This window comes from Furfurilactobacillus curtus, assembly GCF_045862785.1.
In the GTDB taxonomy this organism is placed as follows: domain Bacteria; phylum Bacillota; class Bacilli; order Lactobacillales; family Lactobacillaceae; genus Furfurilactobacillus; species Furfurilactobacillus curtus.
The window spans coordinates 604-16,756 of sequence record NZ_BQXO01000005.1 but is presented as its reverse complement, the minus strand read 5'-3'; the positions used below and the strand labels follow the sequence as shown (position 1 = coordinate 16,756).

Below are 16,153 nucleotides of genomic sequence, written 5' to 3'. Positions count from 1 at the left end.
AGGCAAATGACGCCAACTTTTCGTTTAATGCTTCCGTTGATAACCGAATGCACCGAAACTCAAAATTGCCCCGATTAATAAACCAAGTAAGCCAGTTGCCCGAACTTCTTGTTCACCCGTTTTCGGTAATGTCGTCGTCATAGCTGATTTTGTCGCATTCTCTGGCATCACAACTGTCCGGTTCCCCAACTGAATCGCTGAACTCGTCGTCTCAGTTCGCTTCTGAACACTGGTTGGCGTTGGCTTGATTGAATTTGAACTCATGCCATTACTTTCAGAAGACTTGCCGTCATTTTCACTCGTTTTACCATTACTAGTTTCATTATTCGACGTATTTCCACTAGTTTCACTTGAGTTTCCAGTTGTGCCGGTTTCACTTGAATTACTAGTTTCCCCAGTTGAATTACCGTTAGTCGAAGTCGAATTGCCTTCTCCCGTCGTTCCATCATCACCAGTAGTTCCAGTCGAATCATTTCCACTAGTTGAACTTCCATTATCGCCTGTAGTCGTTCCAGTTGTTCCACTATTTCCATCATTGTCGCTTGTTTGATTCTCTAAATCAGCGACTGCTTGATTAGCTTCATCAAGGGCTTTGTTAGCGGCGGCTAGTTTAGTCAACGCTGTTTGATAGGCTTGTTGAGCGGCATCGTCAGCTGACTTAGCTGAATCATAGTTTGATTGAACGTTTGTGAGAGCTGCATTTGCTGAATCAACTTTTGATTGAGCGGCTTGAACGGCTTGATTGGCGGCTGCTAAATTGGCTTGAGCATTCTTCATGTCAGCTAATTTTTGCTGTTGATCAGCGAGATTAGCTTGATCACTCTTTAGTGTCACTTGAGCGGCTTGAATGGCGGCTTTTGCTTGATTATCAGCGGCTAAAGCTGCTTGATAGTTGGCATTGGCTTGATTCAACGCTTGACTGTCTGCGGCTAACTGACTCTTGGCGGCATTCAAATCAGCGGTTTTCTGTTGAATGTTTGCTGATTGATTACTGTCATCTTTTTGAGCTTGCGCTAAAGCTGCTTGAGAAGCTGTGACATTCGCTTGAGCGTTTTGAACTGATTGCTTAGCTTGACTTTGCTTGACGCTTAAAGCTAGATTTTGACTTTGATCACTGGAAAATTTCTGTTGAGCTAGACTGACTGCACTGGCGAAAGACGTGTCATTCTGCAAACTTGCTAGCTTAGCTTGAGCGTTTTGGAGAACTTGTTGATCATTTTTGAGAGTGGCTTGCTGTTGCGTTAGTTGAGATTGCAACTGCTGTTTTTGATTAGCGAGAGCTGTTGAATCAGACAGTGCGGGAAGAGGCGTTAGATTGAGATTATTGGTATTGTTGGAAGAGGAAAAGAAGTTCAAGTGAGACCAATTTTGATCATCGATAGCAATACCCATCTGATCATAACCAGAATTTGCTAAAGTTTCCATGTGACCCCAATTGCTAGAGAAATCATTGAAAATCATTTCTTCGATACTCATAGCTGTCATAGCTTTCATTGAAGCCATAGTCAATGTTCCATTTGAATATTCAGTGTTGAAGAATTGACTTGTAGCATTCTGATAACCACCACCAGCAGCTTCAGTCAAAGATGGATAACCATCACTAGTAATTCCATATTGAGTTGCGACATTATGTAAAGCATTCATGTCGTGTCCATTCGCCCAATTCCAATTATCAGCGTTGTAAGCGCTTGCAACGGATTGCGCAATTTGTTGAGAGACTAAACTAACATTTACATGTGGTTCGCCTAAAGCATCACGCAATTCATTGACTAGTTTAGCAGCAAATTGAGCTAAGTCTTGTAATTGTGATTGAGTTAGCCCTGTGGTAGAAGAAACTGAATCATTTAAGTCAGCTTGAGTTGGTTGATATTGATTAGGCTGTCCATAATTGAAACTACTTGCAGCAAATGCTTTAGCCATATAGGCATCAAAGTCACTATCACTCATCTGGCCACTTTCCCATGACTTTAACGTTTGAGCAAAATCGCTAGGAAAGATGAGATGATTTTGATCCGTGTCACTCAATTGATTTTCCACTGAAGTCAGCTGACTTTGTGTATTATTGACGGCAGTTTGATCAGTATTCACGAGAGTTTGCGCGTTATTGACGCCAGTTTGAGCGCCGGTAATTTGACTATTGTGATCAGTCAAGGCGGCGTTAGCTGAATTTAGTGCTGTTTGATCGGTATTTGTTTGAGCAACACCACTAGTCAATGCATTAGTCGCACTCGTTAAATTATTATTGGCAGTCGTCAATGAAGCGTTGGCTGAATCAAGATTCTTTTGAGCGGTAGCTGTTTCAGTGCCTGCTTGAGCGTCATCTAAAGCGGCTTGTTTAGCGGCTACATCGGCGTTATCTGAATCAACTTTTGTTTGAGCTTGGGAAGCAACTTCACTAGTTGCCGCTAGTGAGGAAGCTTGAGAAGTTTCATTTGATTGAGCGCTTGTGATAGCGTTACTATCACTGGCTACTTGATTGGTAGCTGAATTGACAACACTTGTTTGACTAGCAATGCCGGCTGACGTTGCTTCACTTGCTAGTTGACTGGCTTGTGATTGTTGACTCTGCGCTGAATTTAGCTGATTATTCGCTTCACTTGTCACTGAATTAGCTTGCGATAAGCCTTCACTCGCTGAGTTTGCAGCTTCGCTAGTTGCTTCAGCAGAACTTGAAGCTTGACTAGCTAGAGAACTCGCAGATTGAACGCCATCACTGGCGGCTGACTGTTTAGCTTGAGCTTGCTCTAACGCTGATTGACTTTGTTGAGCTGTTTGTTGAGTCGTTTGATTAGTGGTATCAGCGTGGACGGCCACTAAACCAGGTGCCCCAAGTGTCAAAAATGTGGCACCGGCAACCATCCAAACCTTGCCTGACTTATATAACTTAAAACGACGTCCTTCGATTAATTGAGCTTGTGTTCGATGTTTATCCATTACCTAAACCTCCAAAAATATTTTTGACTCGAAATCGGGTCATTCATGCAAAAATAAAGAAATTGGTACATTGAATTTGTCGTGTAATTCTTGTGCCTCTTCTACTGTAATTGGCGTTCTGCCATGAATTTTATTGGCCGCTGTTCCAACTGATACTCCTAATGTTTTAGCCACTTCGGCTCTTTTAATTCTGTGAGCGTATAAATAAATACGAAGGTCATTAACTGGCGGCATCTGATCACCTCGGTTTGCTTGATGAATTGACCCACATTCGAATCATAACCCGAAATCGAATCAAATGCAATAACAATTTGACGAAAACTACAAAAAAATGTCCTTTTTGCCTTAAACTAAAGACAAAAAGGAGTTGCCATGATTAGTCAATTACTGCGAAACGCTCGCAATGCTCAGGGCTTATCTATCGCTCAATTAACAGATATTCTAAACGAACGCTACACCACAGTATTCTCTAAGAGCGCCCTGCAACGATATGAAAAGGGTGCCGACATTCCACCGAATCGTTTATTTATTCTCGCCGATTTTTTTCACTGGTCCTTGGATTTGCTAGCAGAAGGATATGTTCAAAACAGTCGACGAAGATAAGCATTGATCGACATTCATTCACTTCTAAAGACACTTCACTACCCAATTAACCCACTTTTCGTTATGGTAGAGCTAGTTTAAAAACCACGCCAAAGGAAGTCATAATCATGATTGAATTTAAATACGATACGCAATGTCTAATCGACGGACATGATTTAGATGAGAATGAAATTGATGCACACATTAAAGCAACTTTTGCCGGGGACAGTCTAATTGCCGTGGGCGATAGTAATCTGATTAAAATCCATTTTCACACCAATCAGCCTTGGGAAATCTTGGAATATTGCGCGTCACTAGGAGATGTTTTTGACGTTGTGGTGGAGAATATGGATCGTCAGTCTCGCGGTCTACCCGGCTAAGATCTGAGTATCATACGCTTTGACAACACTTTGTTGAACGACAAAGTGTTTTTTTAACCACATTACTTTGACACGCACAGTACATCGTGGTACATTGTACTCGTTTCAAAGAACAACCTTAAAAGGAGGTGCCTGATGAAGCCCGAAATTTCAAAGGATATTATCCGGGGCCATACCTCAACCATTATTTTGAATATCCTTAGTCAAGGCGATAGTTACGGTTATGAAATCGCGAAGGCCGTGCGCGCTTTAAGTAATAATGCCTACGAACTTAACGAAGCAACTTTGTATACCGCTTTTCGACGCTTAGAAAAGAACGGTGATATCACTAGTTACTGGGGGAATGAAACTCAAGGTGGGCGACGCAAGTACTATCAACTCACAACCCAAGGCCAAACTACCCTAGCTAAAAACGTTGCTGATTGGACCTTTGCCAAAAAAATTATTGATGACTTAATTACCGGGAGGATCACTGAAGATGGACACAATTGATCACATGGTCGCTCGTCGTTTAGCAGACTACTTCGCTGACTACCCGACGATTGATGAAATGACAGAATTAAAAGAAGAATTGCAAGCTGATTTAAGTGAGGCTGCTCATGAAAATGAAGGCCAAGGTGAAACCATCACCGATGCAGTTAATCATGCTTTTGACAGCTTGGGCAACTTGGATGACCTCGTTGACGAAATTATGACAAATCGCGAGAACTCGACTGACCAAGATGAACATAAAAAATATGATGACACAACCTCAACCACCCATCAATTTACTGGGACTCATCATTTTCGTGGTCATCATATTGACATCACAGATGGCAAGATCGTAGTGGATGGTGGTAAAACCATGCGCATTGATGAAGACGGCGTGAACATTAAAAATGGCAAGATCAGCTTGAATAAAGATGGCATTCGTTTAGGCAACCTCGTGATGGATGATCAAGGCATTTGGACAGATAACCATCAAAAAGCTCAACCCAATCATGAAACGGATGACCCCTTCGCCGATTTTGATACTGTGTTTGGACAAACCAATCCCGCCGATACGGAAATCTACGTGGAACGCTTAAACTTAGTGAATGAGCAACGTTTCAGCGCAAGTCAAGTCGAGCGCATTGATTTCGACTACGCTGACGCAGCTGTACGAGTCGTCAAAAATTCGGATAGTAATGAAATTATCTTTCGTGAATACATGAGTCGTGGCAATCAAAGTTATTTTGGCAGTAGCCAAGTGACCGATGGCACCTTGACGATTCGTTCGGGACGCCATCCTCATTTGTTACCGCTACGAATTCGGACCCAACTGCTGATTCCAGCATCGTTTGCCGGTGATCTGCTCTTAAAAGCCCATTCTGGCAGCGTTCGCTTCGATGAGCTAGCGGCCTTAAACCAAGTCCGTTTAATCGTGCGCAGCGGATCGTTGAACATTAATGGTGGGCAAATGAAGGATCTAGATGCTGATCTTCATTCCGGCTCACTAAAAGCGAATCATTTAGCGATAACCGGACTTTTTCGTGCTAATGCTCAAAGTGGGAGTGTTCGCTTCGATGGTGTTAAAGCCGATCAGTTTGAAATCAATGCCCACTCTGGTGCCATTCGGGGCATGCGTTTAATTGGTAGCGGTACTTTTAAAGCCCAGTCTGGATCGATTAACCTCGCCTTTGCCCAATTAACCGGGAACCTCGATACGACCGCCAATTCTGGTTCAATCAAGCTCGCCTTTGCTCCTGGTGTCGAATACAATTTTGATCTCGATGCAGACGGTGGCAGTATTAAGGGTCCAGCAAATGCAATCTATGATCATGATAAAACGTCCTTTAAGGATGGCGCAGTCGGTGACGATCCGCACATTTACGTCACAGCTTCTGCCAAATCAGGTTCCATTCGACTCGCATAATTTAATCTCACGACAAATAAAACCACAGTCCACCACCAAGCAGTGTGGTGGACTGTGGTTTTATTTAGTCCTGATTTATAAAATTGGTGATAATAATCGCGAAAATGTTTGTTTGAACCGGATCCAGTGACTTTGCCGATTAAAATCGGCATACGTGACCAGTCGGCTATCATGCATATCTGCTTCGAAAAGTCTCGCTAACTCAGTGGTAATCAGCGGGTCGTATAAAAATGCATTGACTTCAAAGTTTAGTTTAAAGCTGCGAAAGTCCAAGTTGGCTGATCCCACTGAAGCAACGCCGTCATCGACGACCATGGTTTTTGAATGGAGAAAGCCATTTTGGTACTTAAAGATTTTGACGCCCTCGTTGGCCAACTGCTTAGCATAATACTCCGTCGCCCGATAAACAAACGGGTGATCCGGCTTATCTGGAATCATAATGCGCACGTCCACCCCACTACCAGCCGCGACTCGTAAGGCATCCAACACAGAATCATCAGGAATTAAGTAGGGGGATTGAATCCATAGCCGTTTCTGAGCGGAATTAATCAGGCGTAAGTAACCCATTTTAATCTGCTGTTTATCCGAATCTGGCCCAGAGGAGACAATCTGCATATTAGTCTCGCCTTTGACCTTTGTCACTTTGAAAAAGTCTTCGGTAACTGCCAACGGATTTAGCCGACTGGTGGCGTTCCAGTCACGAATAAATCGTGATTGAAGACCGTAAACACCGGCGCCAACAATGCGCAAATGAGTGTCACGCCAGTAACCAAATTTAGCTTTGCGCCCAAGATATTGATCGCCAATATTAAAGCCACCAGTGTAGCCAATCGTGCCATCAACGATCACAATTTTACGGTGATCACGAAAATTCAGACGAAAATCAGCCCAAGCGCTATGTGTCTGTAAGAATGGATAAGCTTCACCACCGACGGCACGCAACGGGTCATAAAATTTTGGTCGAACCCCCATGGAGCCCCAAGAATCGTAAAGCACACGCACGGCTACCCCTGATTGCGCCTTACGAATCAATAATTGTAGCAACTCATTGCCGATTTCATCGTCGTAAATCGTATAAAATTCAATATGGATACTTTTTTTGGCCCGTTCGATGTCTTCAAAAAGATCATGAAATAAATCCTTGCCGTCACTGATAATGTGGATTCGATTGTTCCGGGTTAAAAAGGCTTGGTCCGACTCGATAAATAAGTTAACGGTTCCTAACGCCGTCGCCGTAACACTGTCCGCTTCATTTCGTTCAGATGATAACTCATCACGTTGCAACGCAAGTCGTTCATCCAGCTGAAGTTGTTCTTGCTCTCTAATTTGAAATAACCGATTCTTCGGCAGCCGACGCCCGACAAAAGCGTACGCCACAAAGCCAACAACCGGCAAAAAGACCAACACTAGCAACCAGGCCCAAGTGGCAGCGATATCTCGTGGTTCGCGAAAGACGGTAATAAACGCCAGCACCGCGTTCACGTAAATAATAATTTGTAGAATTAAATGCACCCAATCCATGGTGAGGTCCTCTCAATCATAAGCTACGTTCATCTTACTCATCTTTTCCTTATCCCGCGAGCACTTTTCGCTACTAATTGCGCAGTTTAAGTAGTTATTGATCATAAATACACACTGTTCAATGGCTTTTTAACTGTCTAAGCCGTTAAGTTATGCGTATAATGGGAAAAATCACATTCAACAAGTGGAGGAAAATGCATGTCTATCTTTGCGATTGGTGGCTTTCATGGTCTAGGAACTTTCCGGTTGTTGCATCGCGGCTTTAGTCAAGATCCACGCAGCGCAATGATCATACTGCTATTTTTAGTCATTATTATCGCCATCTATCTACATCGTCGGCAGTAATGGATCAATCTATTTTAAGAAAGTGAGGCGCTTCGATGGCGCTTTTTCGATCACATATTGCGCCTTTTAAAGACGAACATGACTTTTATGCGGAACTCTACCATAACCAGTTTATTTTTGAATAATTTCAGCATCTCATTAAGCAACATTCAGCTAGGCCTGCCCCACCCACCATTAATGTTGCTCTGTTGCTTCAGTCAAACCGTGGACTGGCGGTTTCATGACGAATAACTGTTTTTTTGAAATAAACGGGCACTGGCTCCGCAAAAGCATGACCCACCAATGTGGCCTCTCCGATCTCTTGATGAGCAATTGTTGAAATCAGCAATGAGGGCACCATCGCTAACGTTTGCAATTCAGATGTAGTCGTTAACCGGTGAACGATTAAGTTACCAAACTCCCCCAGTAATTGAACTGGCAAATCAAGAGGACTTTGCGTTGTCAGCAGCAAGTATAGCCCCACTTTGCGGCCTTCTCGAGCAATTCGTGAAAGACCATCTTCACTAAACGCGCCTATTTTAGTTGCGGCTGCAGTTAAGTAACGGTGAGCCTCATCAACCACCAGAACAACTGGTTGTTGCGCAGATGGATGCTGCTTAATCGCTAACAACTGAGCGGCCAAAATTGAAACAACTAATGCCCCAGCAGCTAAATCTTGACTTAACGCTGACACATCCACAACCAAGCAACGATCAGACGCTTTAACGGAAGCAAACAAACGCATTAAGTACACTACGTCCAATTGCGTATGAGCAGATCGCTGCCGCATTTCCTCAGCATTCATTGGCAAGCGAAAAACCTGTTGGAAGGCGCGTGTTGCTAATAATCTTCTGATAGCGATTAATGCTGGCCCCAGTTCACGTTGCCGTTTACCGTCATATTGTTGACCGATCAAAGCGAAATCAGCCTGTTTGCCGACTGCTGGTATCACACATTCTTCTAATAATTGAGTTGGTAATAATTCAATATGATAGGGTCGTGGAAAATCATGCAGCTGTGCGACCTGCCGCTCATAAATTGACCAGGGACGACCTAATTTTTGGTACGGGGTTTTCTGATGCAACACATTATTAGCAACCCGTAAGCTCGTTATGGCTTGATCAATCAAGACAATCACTGCTGGATCCTTAATTCCAGCCAACGAAGCTAATTGCGATGCAGTGAGCATCCGATAATCAAGAAAGGCATTGGTCCCAAGCTTTCCCACGACCGCGTGAGGCAAATGGGCATATTCGCCGGTTGGATCAATCACGATGGCGGTTTGATCGTTTTCCATTAAAGCATTGATCAGCGTTACCGTGGTGGTCGATTTACCACTGCCCGTCTGACCCACGATTAACAAATGTTGATTGAACCATTGATCAGCGGTTAGTCTGACCGGTCTTGCCTGCGATCGCGTCACCGCTACATCAGTTAGCACTTTGGTCATCAATTACCCCTCACTTTCATCAGTCCATGGCAAAGTAAAGTCAGCCATAAAGCTAGTCACCCATTGCTGTTGGTTTTTGACCTGCTTACCGAAGCCATCAATGAGGGCATGCAGCTCTTGAAATTCATCCCAGTTCAAGCTCGCATTCATTTCGACTAGCGTTTGAAAGGCACGGTAAGTCGCCGGAACCTTCACACCCATCCAACCAAACTGGCGACGAGCATAAGTATCAGCGATAAAAAGTGGCTTATGAAAGCCGTATAACATAATATCATCTGCCGTCTCATTGCCGATTCCTTTAACAGCTAACAATTCAGCCTGCAAAGTTGCCCGATCCATTTGTTCAATTTCAGCTAAATCATCGTGATGTCGACCGACCCACTTGGCGGCTTCGATAAGATAACTCGCCTTGGTCCGGTATAATCCGGCTCGTTTAATCACTTCAGCTAAGTCTTCAACCGAATAGGCACGAATTTGAGCCGGATCATTATTGGTTGCCGCGAGCAAATCTCGAGCAGCTGCATCTGCATTCGTTGAACTAGCATTTTGAATTAAAATTGCCGTCCACATCACTTGCAGAGGTGATTGGGCCCACAATGCGCCAATCGTCATCCAATTTTGTGGTCCCATATTCGTTTCTAAAATGTTGTATAGTGGTCGTAAATTCATTATGGTTATCCTCTGAGGTTATTTTAGCTTACTCACTACTGAAGGAAAAGGAACTACACATGTCCGAAATAATCGTGCGTACGGCAAAAAAAACTGACTATCCAACTTTGGAACGCATTTATTTTATCGATCGTTATCGTGACTTTCCATGGGTCAATCAACCCCAATTAACCGATTTCGAACGAGATAGTCGACACGAATACATTCTGGTCGCCGTTATTGATCAAAAAGTTGTCGGTTTTCTATCATTTTACCGTCTAGCTAACTTTATTCATTTATTATTTGTTGATCCTGCCTATCGCCATCAACATGTCGGTTATCGGTTAATTGAAACGATGCGTCAATCCGCAACCGGCTTAATGCAATTGAAAGTCGTCACAACTAATTTCTCTGCCCGCGCTTTTTATGAACGGCTTGGTTTTCAAGAAACCAAGCGTGATGATTTAGCGACTCCGCCTAATATCACTTTAACCGATACCAGACGGGACCAGTATCCATTTTTAGCTCTTTACTAGCTACCACCAAAATAAAAGGACAAACTATTAATGAAGACACAAACTCACTTTAGTGCAGAAATTAAACACTGGCTTGCACTAGCCGCCATTTGTTTGGGCATTTTTATGGCCTTACTGGACGTCACCGTCGTTAATGTGGCATTGCCTACCGTCCAAAAAGACTTTAATGAATCATTCGATAATCTGCAATGGATTATCAATGCTTATACAATGATGTATGCCGTATTCTTACTCGTCTTCGCCAAACTTGGTGATCTGTTCGGACGCAAGCGATTTTTCCAACTAGGGATGGTCATCTTTACCCTGGGATCGTTAGCATCAGCTCTTTCGCAAAGTGGCCTGCAGCTCAACTTGGCTCGCGGCGTGCAAGGTGTGGGTGGTGCGGCGATGATGAGCCTTTCAATGGCGATCGTGGCAGCGACCTTTACTGGTCAAGAACGTGGGATCGCGCTGGGGATCTGGAGCTCAGTGATTGGGCTCGCAACTGCCATTGGTCCGTTAGTTGGCGGTATATTAGTTCAGTTATTTTCTTGGCGAGCAATTTTTCTCATTAACATCCCAATTGGTATCATCGCGTTAGTCTTAGGAAGATGGTTCATCAATGACTCTTATGGTAACCGGCATGGGCATATTGATTTAATTGGCCTGATCCTAAGTACATTAGCTATTTTTGCTATTATTTTAGGTCTTCTACAAAAGGAAAATCATCCTAGTTGGGCATGGAGTAACCTGCATATTGTCGGACTATTAGTCGGTGGATTCATCTTATTAGTTAGTTTTGTACTGATCGAACGTCATCTTAGTGATCCAATGATTGATATGCATATGTTTGCGTCCCCTTCATTCGTCGGTTCAGCTGTGGCATCCTTTGGCCTAGGTGCTGGTTTGTACGCCTTTTATACTTACCTAACCGTGTTGATGCAAAACTATATTGGTTATTCTGCAATGCAAACTGGCATTCGGCAACTAACGATCAGTGTCTTTAGCCTTTTCTTAGGTCCAATTGTCGGAATGCTCACTAATCGCTTCTCCAATCGCTGGCTAGCCTTCAGTGGGTTAGTTTCAATCAGTCTCGGACTATGGCTTATCTATCGATCGATTAATCCGACCGTCACCTATGTCGACTTTGCACTCGGTTTCGTCTTTCTTGGTTTAGGTAATGCCACTGTGAACCCACCACTGTCATCGGCTGCCATTGGTGGCGTGAAACCAGAGCATGTCGGCATGGCCAGCGGAATTGCCAATGTCTTTCGCCAGTTTGGCATTAGCTTTGGGGTCGTGACGTTAGGTATCCAACTCACCAATGCGTATCAACAATCTCTGACCGCTTCGCTGCCTAGCATTAAGCTCCCCCAAACTGCATTGTCCGGCATCCAACACGGTCTCCTGTCGGCTGGTCCATTTTCGGGTCCAGCCGTGCTAGCCAGTAGTCGAGCTAGTCAGCTGCGACGATTACCAGCATTTAAAGCGGTACATGGCGCGGTCATTAATGCATTCGACCTTGGGATGAAACATGTCCTCCTCTTATCGATGGTCTTTACCATCGGCGGTGCAATTGCTGCCGCACTGTTAATTCGTGATCATGATGACTTTAATCAATGACCGGTACGTAAAACGCCCAGTCCGAAGTTTTTATCTAAACTTCGGACTGGGCGTTTTTGGCTATTATGCACATTCATTGAATCGCATTAGGATTTTCAAACGTATTCACGATATGCCCGTCAGCAAATACAAAAAAGGCTCCAGTTTGCCCACGTTGGCCTTGTTGCATTGCAGCCTGAGAAAAGCCATCAAAATTATATGCCATTTGACCATCAATTGTTGACGCACCTAAAAATTGATAAACGGTATCCCCTTGGTTCGTTCCATACTGAGCTATTAGCGCATTTAGCGCCGTAGTTTGGTCGCTAACCGCCACTTTAGCCGTTGAGGTTGCTGCAGCTGGCGTTTTGGCGCTCGTTGTTGTACTTGAGGAATCAGATGTAGAACTCGCCACAGTACTGCTCGTCGATCCGCTGGCTGAAGTAGCTGATTGTGAACTGGAACTGAAACTCGACGTGGCGTTCATCTTTTTAGATGATTGACTCGTTTGCGACTGACTTGAAGTCGATGTTTTCGATTGCTCAGCGCCAGACCTGCAGCCAGCTAATCCTAATACCATTAACGCGCTCATTCCAAGCATAATGAACTTCTTCATAAAAATCCTCCCAGGCCCCATCAATATTCCTTTAACGTGGTTCAATTATAATTTTAAGCGTTGCTGACTTGCAAGCCGATTCACGACTTGTCCGGAAAATTTAATTTACACATTCACGTATCAAATTTGTAATAACTCAATAATTAACCAGTAGTGTTTAAAAAAATTAATTTGAGGTTTTTTTTACATATTTATGGCACAAATGTTGTTATAGCAAGGAACACTTTAAAACAAAATAAGAAATACGTGAATTAATCGTGAATCGGAACATAAATTCTTTAATATCAGCTTGAACACGGCACAATTACGAACGCTTAACGCCTTGAACTATATATTTGATCGTGTATACTAACAACTGCTAAAGGCCCTCGTCATCTCGATTAACAACTGAAAGGGGGGATGCCATCGCGAACTGTGGATTGGAAAGGAGGTGCGTCCGAACAAAAGTTAGTCCGGCCAATGCCAATCAGAAGAATGCTAAGCCGAATCAACTTTTGTTCTCGATCTGAATCGGACACGCGACTGTTCTAAGATCACGATTAACCAGTCTTTCGATGACGTTTGCTAGTTTTAATTTCTTACAAAATGGTGTTTGTGTCAGGGCACCGTTTACATATAGAACATTACCAATTTGAATGCTTACCCATGAGGTGCTTATGAACTTAACAATTTTATCAACCAGTGATATTCATGGTTATATTGCGCCAATTAACTATCATGAACAAAATCAAGTTGGTCCCGGCGGATTAACGCGGGTTGCGGCCTATCTTGAAGAAATCAAAACCATGGCCGGTTACAATGACATGATTTTAACTATCGATAACGGTGACTTTATTCAAGGATCACCATTAACCGAATATTTACATCGCTTTGATCCATTTGTTGCGCCTGATTTGAGTCGAATTATGAACCGAATGAAATATAATGCAGCAATACTAGGCAATCACGAATTTAACTACGGTCGCGATTATCTGGAATTAGTCATGTCCAAACGCCAATTCCCAGTACTTTGTGCCAATATTTTAGATCAAGATGGCAAACCCTATTTTGGCACGCCTTATCACATTTTTAGAAAGCATGACGTCACCGTCGCGATCCTTGGATTGACCACGACTGCGGTTACAAAATGGGAACCACGCCGTCATCTAACCGGACTATCCTTCGTTTCAGCAGTACAGACCGCCAAAAACTATCTGCCGCAATTACAAAATCAAGCGGATGTGGTTGTCATCGCTTACCATGGCGGTTTTAATGACAAGCCTCTGTCATCTGACGAATCAGACGAAGCCACCGCCCTAACTGCGCTCCCTGGCGTCAATGCGATGATCACCAGCCACCATCAACCACTCGCCACCATAGTGAACAATATTCCAGTCACCCAGGTTGGTTGCCATGGAGCTAGTATTGGTCGGCTAGATTTAACCGTTGATCAGCACCATATCACACAGACAAAAGCGAGTCTAATTCATACAGATACGCGGTTGCCCTCCTTAATTCCAGTTCCCCCAACGATTCAAACGGCTGAATTAGAAACCCGTTCGTGGTTAAATCAAGAAATTGGCTGTTTTCCAGGTGGTGCTAAACTATCTGACCTTACAGATGCACAAGTTCACGGTCATCCGCTCATTGATTTTTTTAATCAAGTTCAATCAGACGCCGCCGCAGTAGACATCTCCGGTGCCGCTATTCTATCAGCGACTGGTCAAGGATTTGAGGAACAGGTGACGATGCGCCAAGTCTTGACTAATTATCCGTTTTCAAATTCACTGGCAGTGCTCGAAGTCACTGGTGCCGATTTATATGCTGCTTTGGAAAGATGTGCCGGCTATTGGCAGTGGAACAACGGTCAATTAAATCCGGTCGCAGCGAGTCGGCCGAACCAATATGATCTTTTTACAGGGATTGATTATATTTTTGATGTCAGCAAACCAATCGGCAAACGGGTCGTCGCCCTCCATTATCATCATCAACCAGTTAATCCCGATGATCGCCTACACATCGTTTTAAATCACTACCGAGCACTGGGTGGCGATGGTTTTCCAATGTTTTCCGCCAACAAAATTATTAAAGAGATTCCGATTAGCATGCCAAAATTAATTGAACAATATTTTAAAAAACATCCGCATATTAATCTAACTCACCAACGTTTATATAAAGTAACAGCGAAAGATATCGTTTTGTAGACAAAAAAACACCCTGATTCCGTCATCAGTTCGAAAATCAGGGTGTTTTAGGCATGGTTAACTCAAATGACGGAGCATGTTGCCAACTCCCGATTCTTCCATGATGGTACGATCATTGACCATCTTCTTCAATAGTGAGACTTTGCGGCCGCGCAATTTCATACTGCCACGATCACCTAATTCGGCGATTCCGACGCTCGGTCCTAGTGAACATACTGTTCCGAGTGATTTATAAGTAAATGGTGTCATTGCGTTACCATCCAACTGAGCACGCAAATTTTTAGCTACATGAGTTGCCTGAGCGATAGAAATTTGCCCGGTCGTTGGATAGAAACGCCCACTTGCTGGATCAGGCACAGCGCTAACATCACCGATAATAAAGACCTCAGGATGATCCTTTAGTGTCAATGTCGGATCAACTGCCACGCGATTTCTTTTTTGCTGAAAGCCTGAATCTGCAATTACATGGCTGCCGCGCACGCCCGTCGTCCAAATAATCGTGTTGGCATTGAATGTTGTATCACCGCTCTTTACGCCCGTCGGTGTCACTTCATCAATCGGTGTGGACGTGTGGATAACCGCACCATGGTCGGCCAAGTATTGAACCGCATAATCCACTAACTTTTGATCAAACATTGGTAATACCTTTGGCGCCGCTTCTAAACAAGTGATTTGGATCAATTCAGCAGGCAAATGATATTCTTCAATCAGTGAAGGAATTCTGTGAACCAATTCGCCCAGTAACTCAACGCTAGTGAACCCGGCACCGCACACGATAATATGCAAGTCATTCTCATCTTGAGTTTCCTGGTACCCAGCCAATCGATCTTCTAAGTGTCGACGAATGGCTTCGGCCGTCTTAACATTTTCTAAGGGCAATGCATATTCATCTGCCCCTTTAATGCCAAAGTCCTCTGACTCAAAGCCAAGTGCGGTGATTAAATAGTCGTAAGTAAGTGGCTGACTTTGATCTGCCAGTGTAATTGTTTTGGCTTCCACATCAATTTTAGTTACCGTGGCTACCGTGAACGTGACATCCTCAGGCAATGCTTGTTTGATATCAAAGGTAATGTGATCTGGTTCATTAGTACCAATCGCCACGGTATGCAACGCGGTCGCTTCATAATGATATGGATCACGATTAATCAACGTTAAATGTACATTAGGCATTCCGTGCAACTCGCGTATTGCACGAAGACCAGCGTAACCAGCACCTAAAACAACAACTTCAGTCATAGTTAGTTCCTCCACTAAATTTTATTGATGTTACTCGTTCATCAATCTAAAACATCTATAATTTCATTATAAGTGGCAGCTGTTCAGATGTCTTAGAATACGCTTTCGCAATTCATAAAATTGCTTATATCTAAAAAAATAGTCTCAGAAATCGACGTTTGATTTCTGAGACTATTTTACTAATAAAAAACCACGTCTAAACGTGGTTAAACGAGACTAGATTCGATGCCGGATAGGTGACTCGAACACCTGACCCTCGGTTTACGAT

Annotated in this window: 15 protein-coding genes and 1 tRNA gene (1 of these 16 cut by a window edge); 8 read left to right on the top strand and 8 right to left on the bottom strand. The window is 43.6% G+C overall.

The features are described from left to right. Positions 1–24: 24 nt before the first annotated feature. Complete coding sequence (locus ACKTR2_RS08315) at positions 25–2,934, bottom strand: SEC10/PgrA surface exclusion domain-containing protein (RefSeq protein WP_407884388.1); 2,910 nt, start codon at positions 2,932–2,934, stop codon at positions 25–27. A gap of 39 nt (positions 2,935–2,973) precedes the next feature. After that, entirely contained in the window at positions 2,974–3,168 is a 195-nt protein-coding gene (locus ACKTR2_RS08310) for a helix-turn-helix domain-containing protein (RefSeq protein WP_407884386.1), read from the bottom strand. 138 nt (positions 3,169–3,306) lie between these two features. On the opposite strand from ACKTR2_RS08310, the gene ACKTR2_RS08305 reads away from it, so the two are divergent. The 4 genes from ACKTR2_RS08305 to ACKTR2_RS08290 all read left to right on the top strand — a co-directional run bounded on the left by ACKTR2_RS08305 (position 3,307) and on the right by ACKTR2_RS08290 (position 5,790). After that, positions 3,307–3,537, top strand: a complete 231-nt coding sequence (locus tag ACKTR2_RS08305; RefSeq protein WP_407884384.1) for a helix-turn-helix domain-containing protein — start codon at positions 3,307–3,309, stop codon at positions 3,535–3,537. Between the two features lie 107 nt (positions 3,538–3,644). Continuing rightward, positions 3,645–3,896, top strand: coding sequence for a kinase to dihydroxyacetone kinase (locus tag ACKTR2_RS08300; protein WP_407884382.1), 252 nt, complete (start codon positions 3,645–3,647; stop codon positions 3,894–3,896). Between the two features lie 135 nt (positions 3,897–4,031). After that, a complete protein-coding gene (locus ACKTR2_RS08295) occupies positions 4,032–4,388 on the top strand; it encodes a PadR family transcriptional regulator (RefSeq protein ID WP_407884380.1) in 357 nt (118 codons plus the stop codon). Beyond that, on the top strand, positions 4,375–5,790 hold the full coding sequence (locus ACKTR2_RS08290) for a DUF4097 family beta strand repeat-containing protein (protein WP_407884378.1): 1,416 nt from the start codon (positions 4,375–4,377) through the stop codon (positions 5,788–5,790). Before ACKTR2_RS08295 ends, ACKTR2_RS08290 begins: the two co-directional genes overlap by 14 nt. Positions 5,791–5,865: 75 nt before the next feature. Here ACKTR2_RS08290 and cls read toward each other — a convergent pair whose 3' ends face one another. After that, positions 5,866–7,311: a cardiolipin synthase gene (cls, locus tag ACKTR2_RS08285; protein ID WP_407884376.1), complete on the bottom strand. Its 1,446-nt coding sequence runs from the start codon at positions 7,309–7,311 to the stop codon at positions 5,866–5,868. A gap of 198 nt (positions 7,312–7,509) precedes the next feature. Between cls and ACKTR2_RS08280 the strand changes: the two genes are divergently transcribed. Further along, the gene (locus ACKTR2_RS08280) at positions 7,510–7,656 is read left to right on the top strand and encodes a hypothetical protein (RefSeq protein WP_407884374.1); all 147 of its coding nucleotides are present in this window, start codon (positions 7,510–7,512) and stop codon (positions 7,654–7,656) included. A 193-nt stretch (positions 7,657–7,849) separates the two neighbouring features. Here ACKTR2_RS08280 and ACKTR2_RS08275 read toward each other — a convergent pair whose 3' ends face one another. Then, complete coding sequence (locus tag ACKTR2_RS08275; RefSeq protein ID WP_407884372.1) at positions 7,850–9,085, bottom strand: ATP-binding protein; 1,236 nt, start codon at positions 9,083–9,085, stop codon at positions 7,850–7,852. A 3-nt stretch (positions 9,086–9,088) separates the two neighbouring features. Then, entirely contained in the window at positions 9,089–9,754 is a 666-nt protein-coding gene (locus ACKTR2_RS08270) for an endonuclease III domain-containing protein (RefSeq protein ID WP_407884370.1), read from the bottom strand. A 59-nt stretch (positions 9,755–9,813) separates the two neighbouring features. Here ACKTR2_RS08270 and ACKTR2_RS08265 point away from each other — a divergent pair, with 59 nt between their 5' ends. Together ACKTR2_RS08265 and ACKTR2_RS08260 are read left to right on the top strand one after the other, a co-directional pair. Continuing rightward, on the top strand, positions 9,814–10,269 hold the full coding sequence (locus tag ACKTR2_RS08265; protein WP_407884368.1) for a GNAT family N-acetyltransferase: 456 nt from the start codon (positions 9,814–9,816) through the stop codon (positions 10,267–10,269). 30 nt (positions 10,270–10,299) lie between these two features. Further along, positions 10,300–11,871 carry an MFS transporter gene (locus tag ACKTR2_RS08260; protein WP_407884366.1) on the top strand — a complete coding sequence of 524 codons (1,572 nt, stop codon included), beginning with the start codon at positions 10,300–10,302 and terminating at the stop codon, positions 11,869–11,871. A gap of 73 nt (positions 11,872–11,944) precedes the next feature. On the opposite strand, the gene ACKTR2_RS08255 is transcribed toward ACKTR2_RS08260, so the two are convergent. After that, positions 11,945–12,466 carry a hypothetical protein gene (locus ACKTR2_RS08255; protein ID WP_407884364.1) on the bottom strand — a complete coding sequence of 174 codons (522 nt, stop codon included), beginning with the start codon at positions 12,464–12,466 and terminating at the stop codon, positions 11,945–11,947. 656 nt (positions 12,467–13,122) lie between these two features. Here ACKTR2_RS08255 and ACKTR2_RS08250 point away from each other — a divergent pair. Continuing rightward, positions 13,123–14,649, top strand: a complete 1,527-nt coding sequence (locus tag ACKTR2_RS08250) for a bifunctional metallophosphatase/5'-nucleotidase (RefSeq protein ID WP_407884362.1) — start codon at positions 13,123–13,125, stop codon at positions 14,647–14,649. 57 nt (positions 14,650–14,706) lie between these two features. Here ACKTR2_RS08250 and ACKTR2_RS08245 read toward each other — a convergent pair whose 3' ends face one another. Together ACKTR2_RS08245 and ACKTR2_RS08240 are read right to left on the bottom strand one after the other, a co-directional pair. After that, entirely contained in the window at positions 14,707–15,885 is a 1,179-nt protein-coding gene (locus ACKTR2_RS08245) for an NAD(P)/FAD-dependent oxidoreductase (RefSeq protein WP_407884360.1), read from the bottom strand. A 226-nt stretch (positions 15,886–16,111) separates the two neighbouring features. Further along, positions 16,112–16,153 (bottom strand) — tRNA-OTHER (locus ACKTR2_RS08240); it runs 36 nt beyond the window's last position.

Excerpts from the sequence above, each read along its gene's own strand:
- ACKTR2_RS08305 (WP_407884384.1), top strand. The coding sequence starts at position 3,307 with ATGATTAGTCAATTACTGCGAAACGCTCGCAATGCTCAGGGCTTATCT.
- ACKTR2_RS08280 (WP_407884374.1), top strand. The coding sequence starts at position 7,510 with ATGTCTATCTTTGCGATTGGTGGCTTTCATGGTCTAGGAACTTTCCGG.
- ACKTR2_RS08315 (WP_407884388.1), bottom strand. The coding sequence starts at position 2,934 with ATGGATAAACATCGAACACAAGCTCAATTAATCGAAGGACGTCGTTTT.
- ACKTR2_RS08310 (WP_407884386.1), bottom strand. The coding sequence starts at position 3,168 with ATGCCGCCAGTTAATGACCTTCGTATTTATTTATACGCTCACAGAATT.
- ACKTR2_RS08245 (WP_407884360.1), bottom strand. The coding sequence starts at position 15,885 with ATGACTGAAGTTGTTGTTTTAGGTGCTGGTTACGCTGGTCTTCGTGCA.
- ACKTR2_RS08270 (WP_407884370.1), bottom strand. The coding sequence starts at position 9,754 with ATGAATTTACGACCACTATACAACATTTTAGAAACGAATATGGGACCA.
- ACKTR2_RS08295 (WP_407884380.1), top strand. The coding sequence starts at position 4,032 with ATGAAGCCCGAAATTTCAAAGGATATTATCCGGGGCCATACCTCAACC.
- ACKTR2_RS08300 (WP_407884382.1), top strand. The coding sequence starts at position 3,645 with ATGATTGAATTTAAATACGATACGCAATGTCTAATCGACGGACATGAT.
- ACKTR2_RS08265 (WP_407884368.1), top strand. The coding sequence starts at position 9,814 with ATGTCCGAAATAATCGTGCGTACGGCAAAAAAAACTGACTATCCAACT.
- ACKTR2_RS08290 (WP_407884378.1), top strand. The coding sequence starts at position 4,375 with ATGGACACAATTGATCACATGGTCGCTCGTCGTTTAGCAGACTACTTC.
- ACKTR2_RS08260 (WP_407884366.1), top strand. The coding sequence starts at position 10,300 with ATGAAGACACAAACTCACTTTAGTGCAGAAATTAAACACTGGCTTGCA.
- cls (WP_407884376.1), bottom strand. The coding sequence starts at position 7,311 with ATGGATTGGGTGCATTTAATTCTACAAATTATTATTTACGTGAACGCG.
- ACKTR2_RS08250 (WP_407884362.1), top strand. The coding sequence starts at position 13,123 with ATGAACTTAACAATTTTATCAACCAGTGATATTCATGGTTATATTGCG.
- ACKTR2_RS08255 (WP_407884364.1), bottom strand. The coding sequence starts at position 12,466 with ATGAAGAAGTTCATTATGCTTGGAATGAGCGCGTTAATGGTATTAGGA.
- ACKTR2_RS08275 (WP_407884372.1), bottom strand. The coding sequence starts at position 9,085 with ATGACCAAAGTGCTAACTGATGTAGCGGTGACGCGATCGCAGGCAAGA.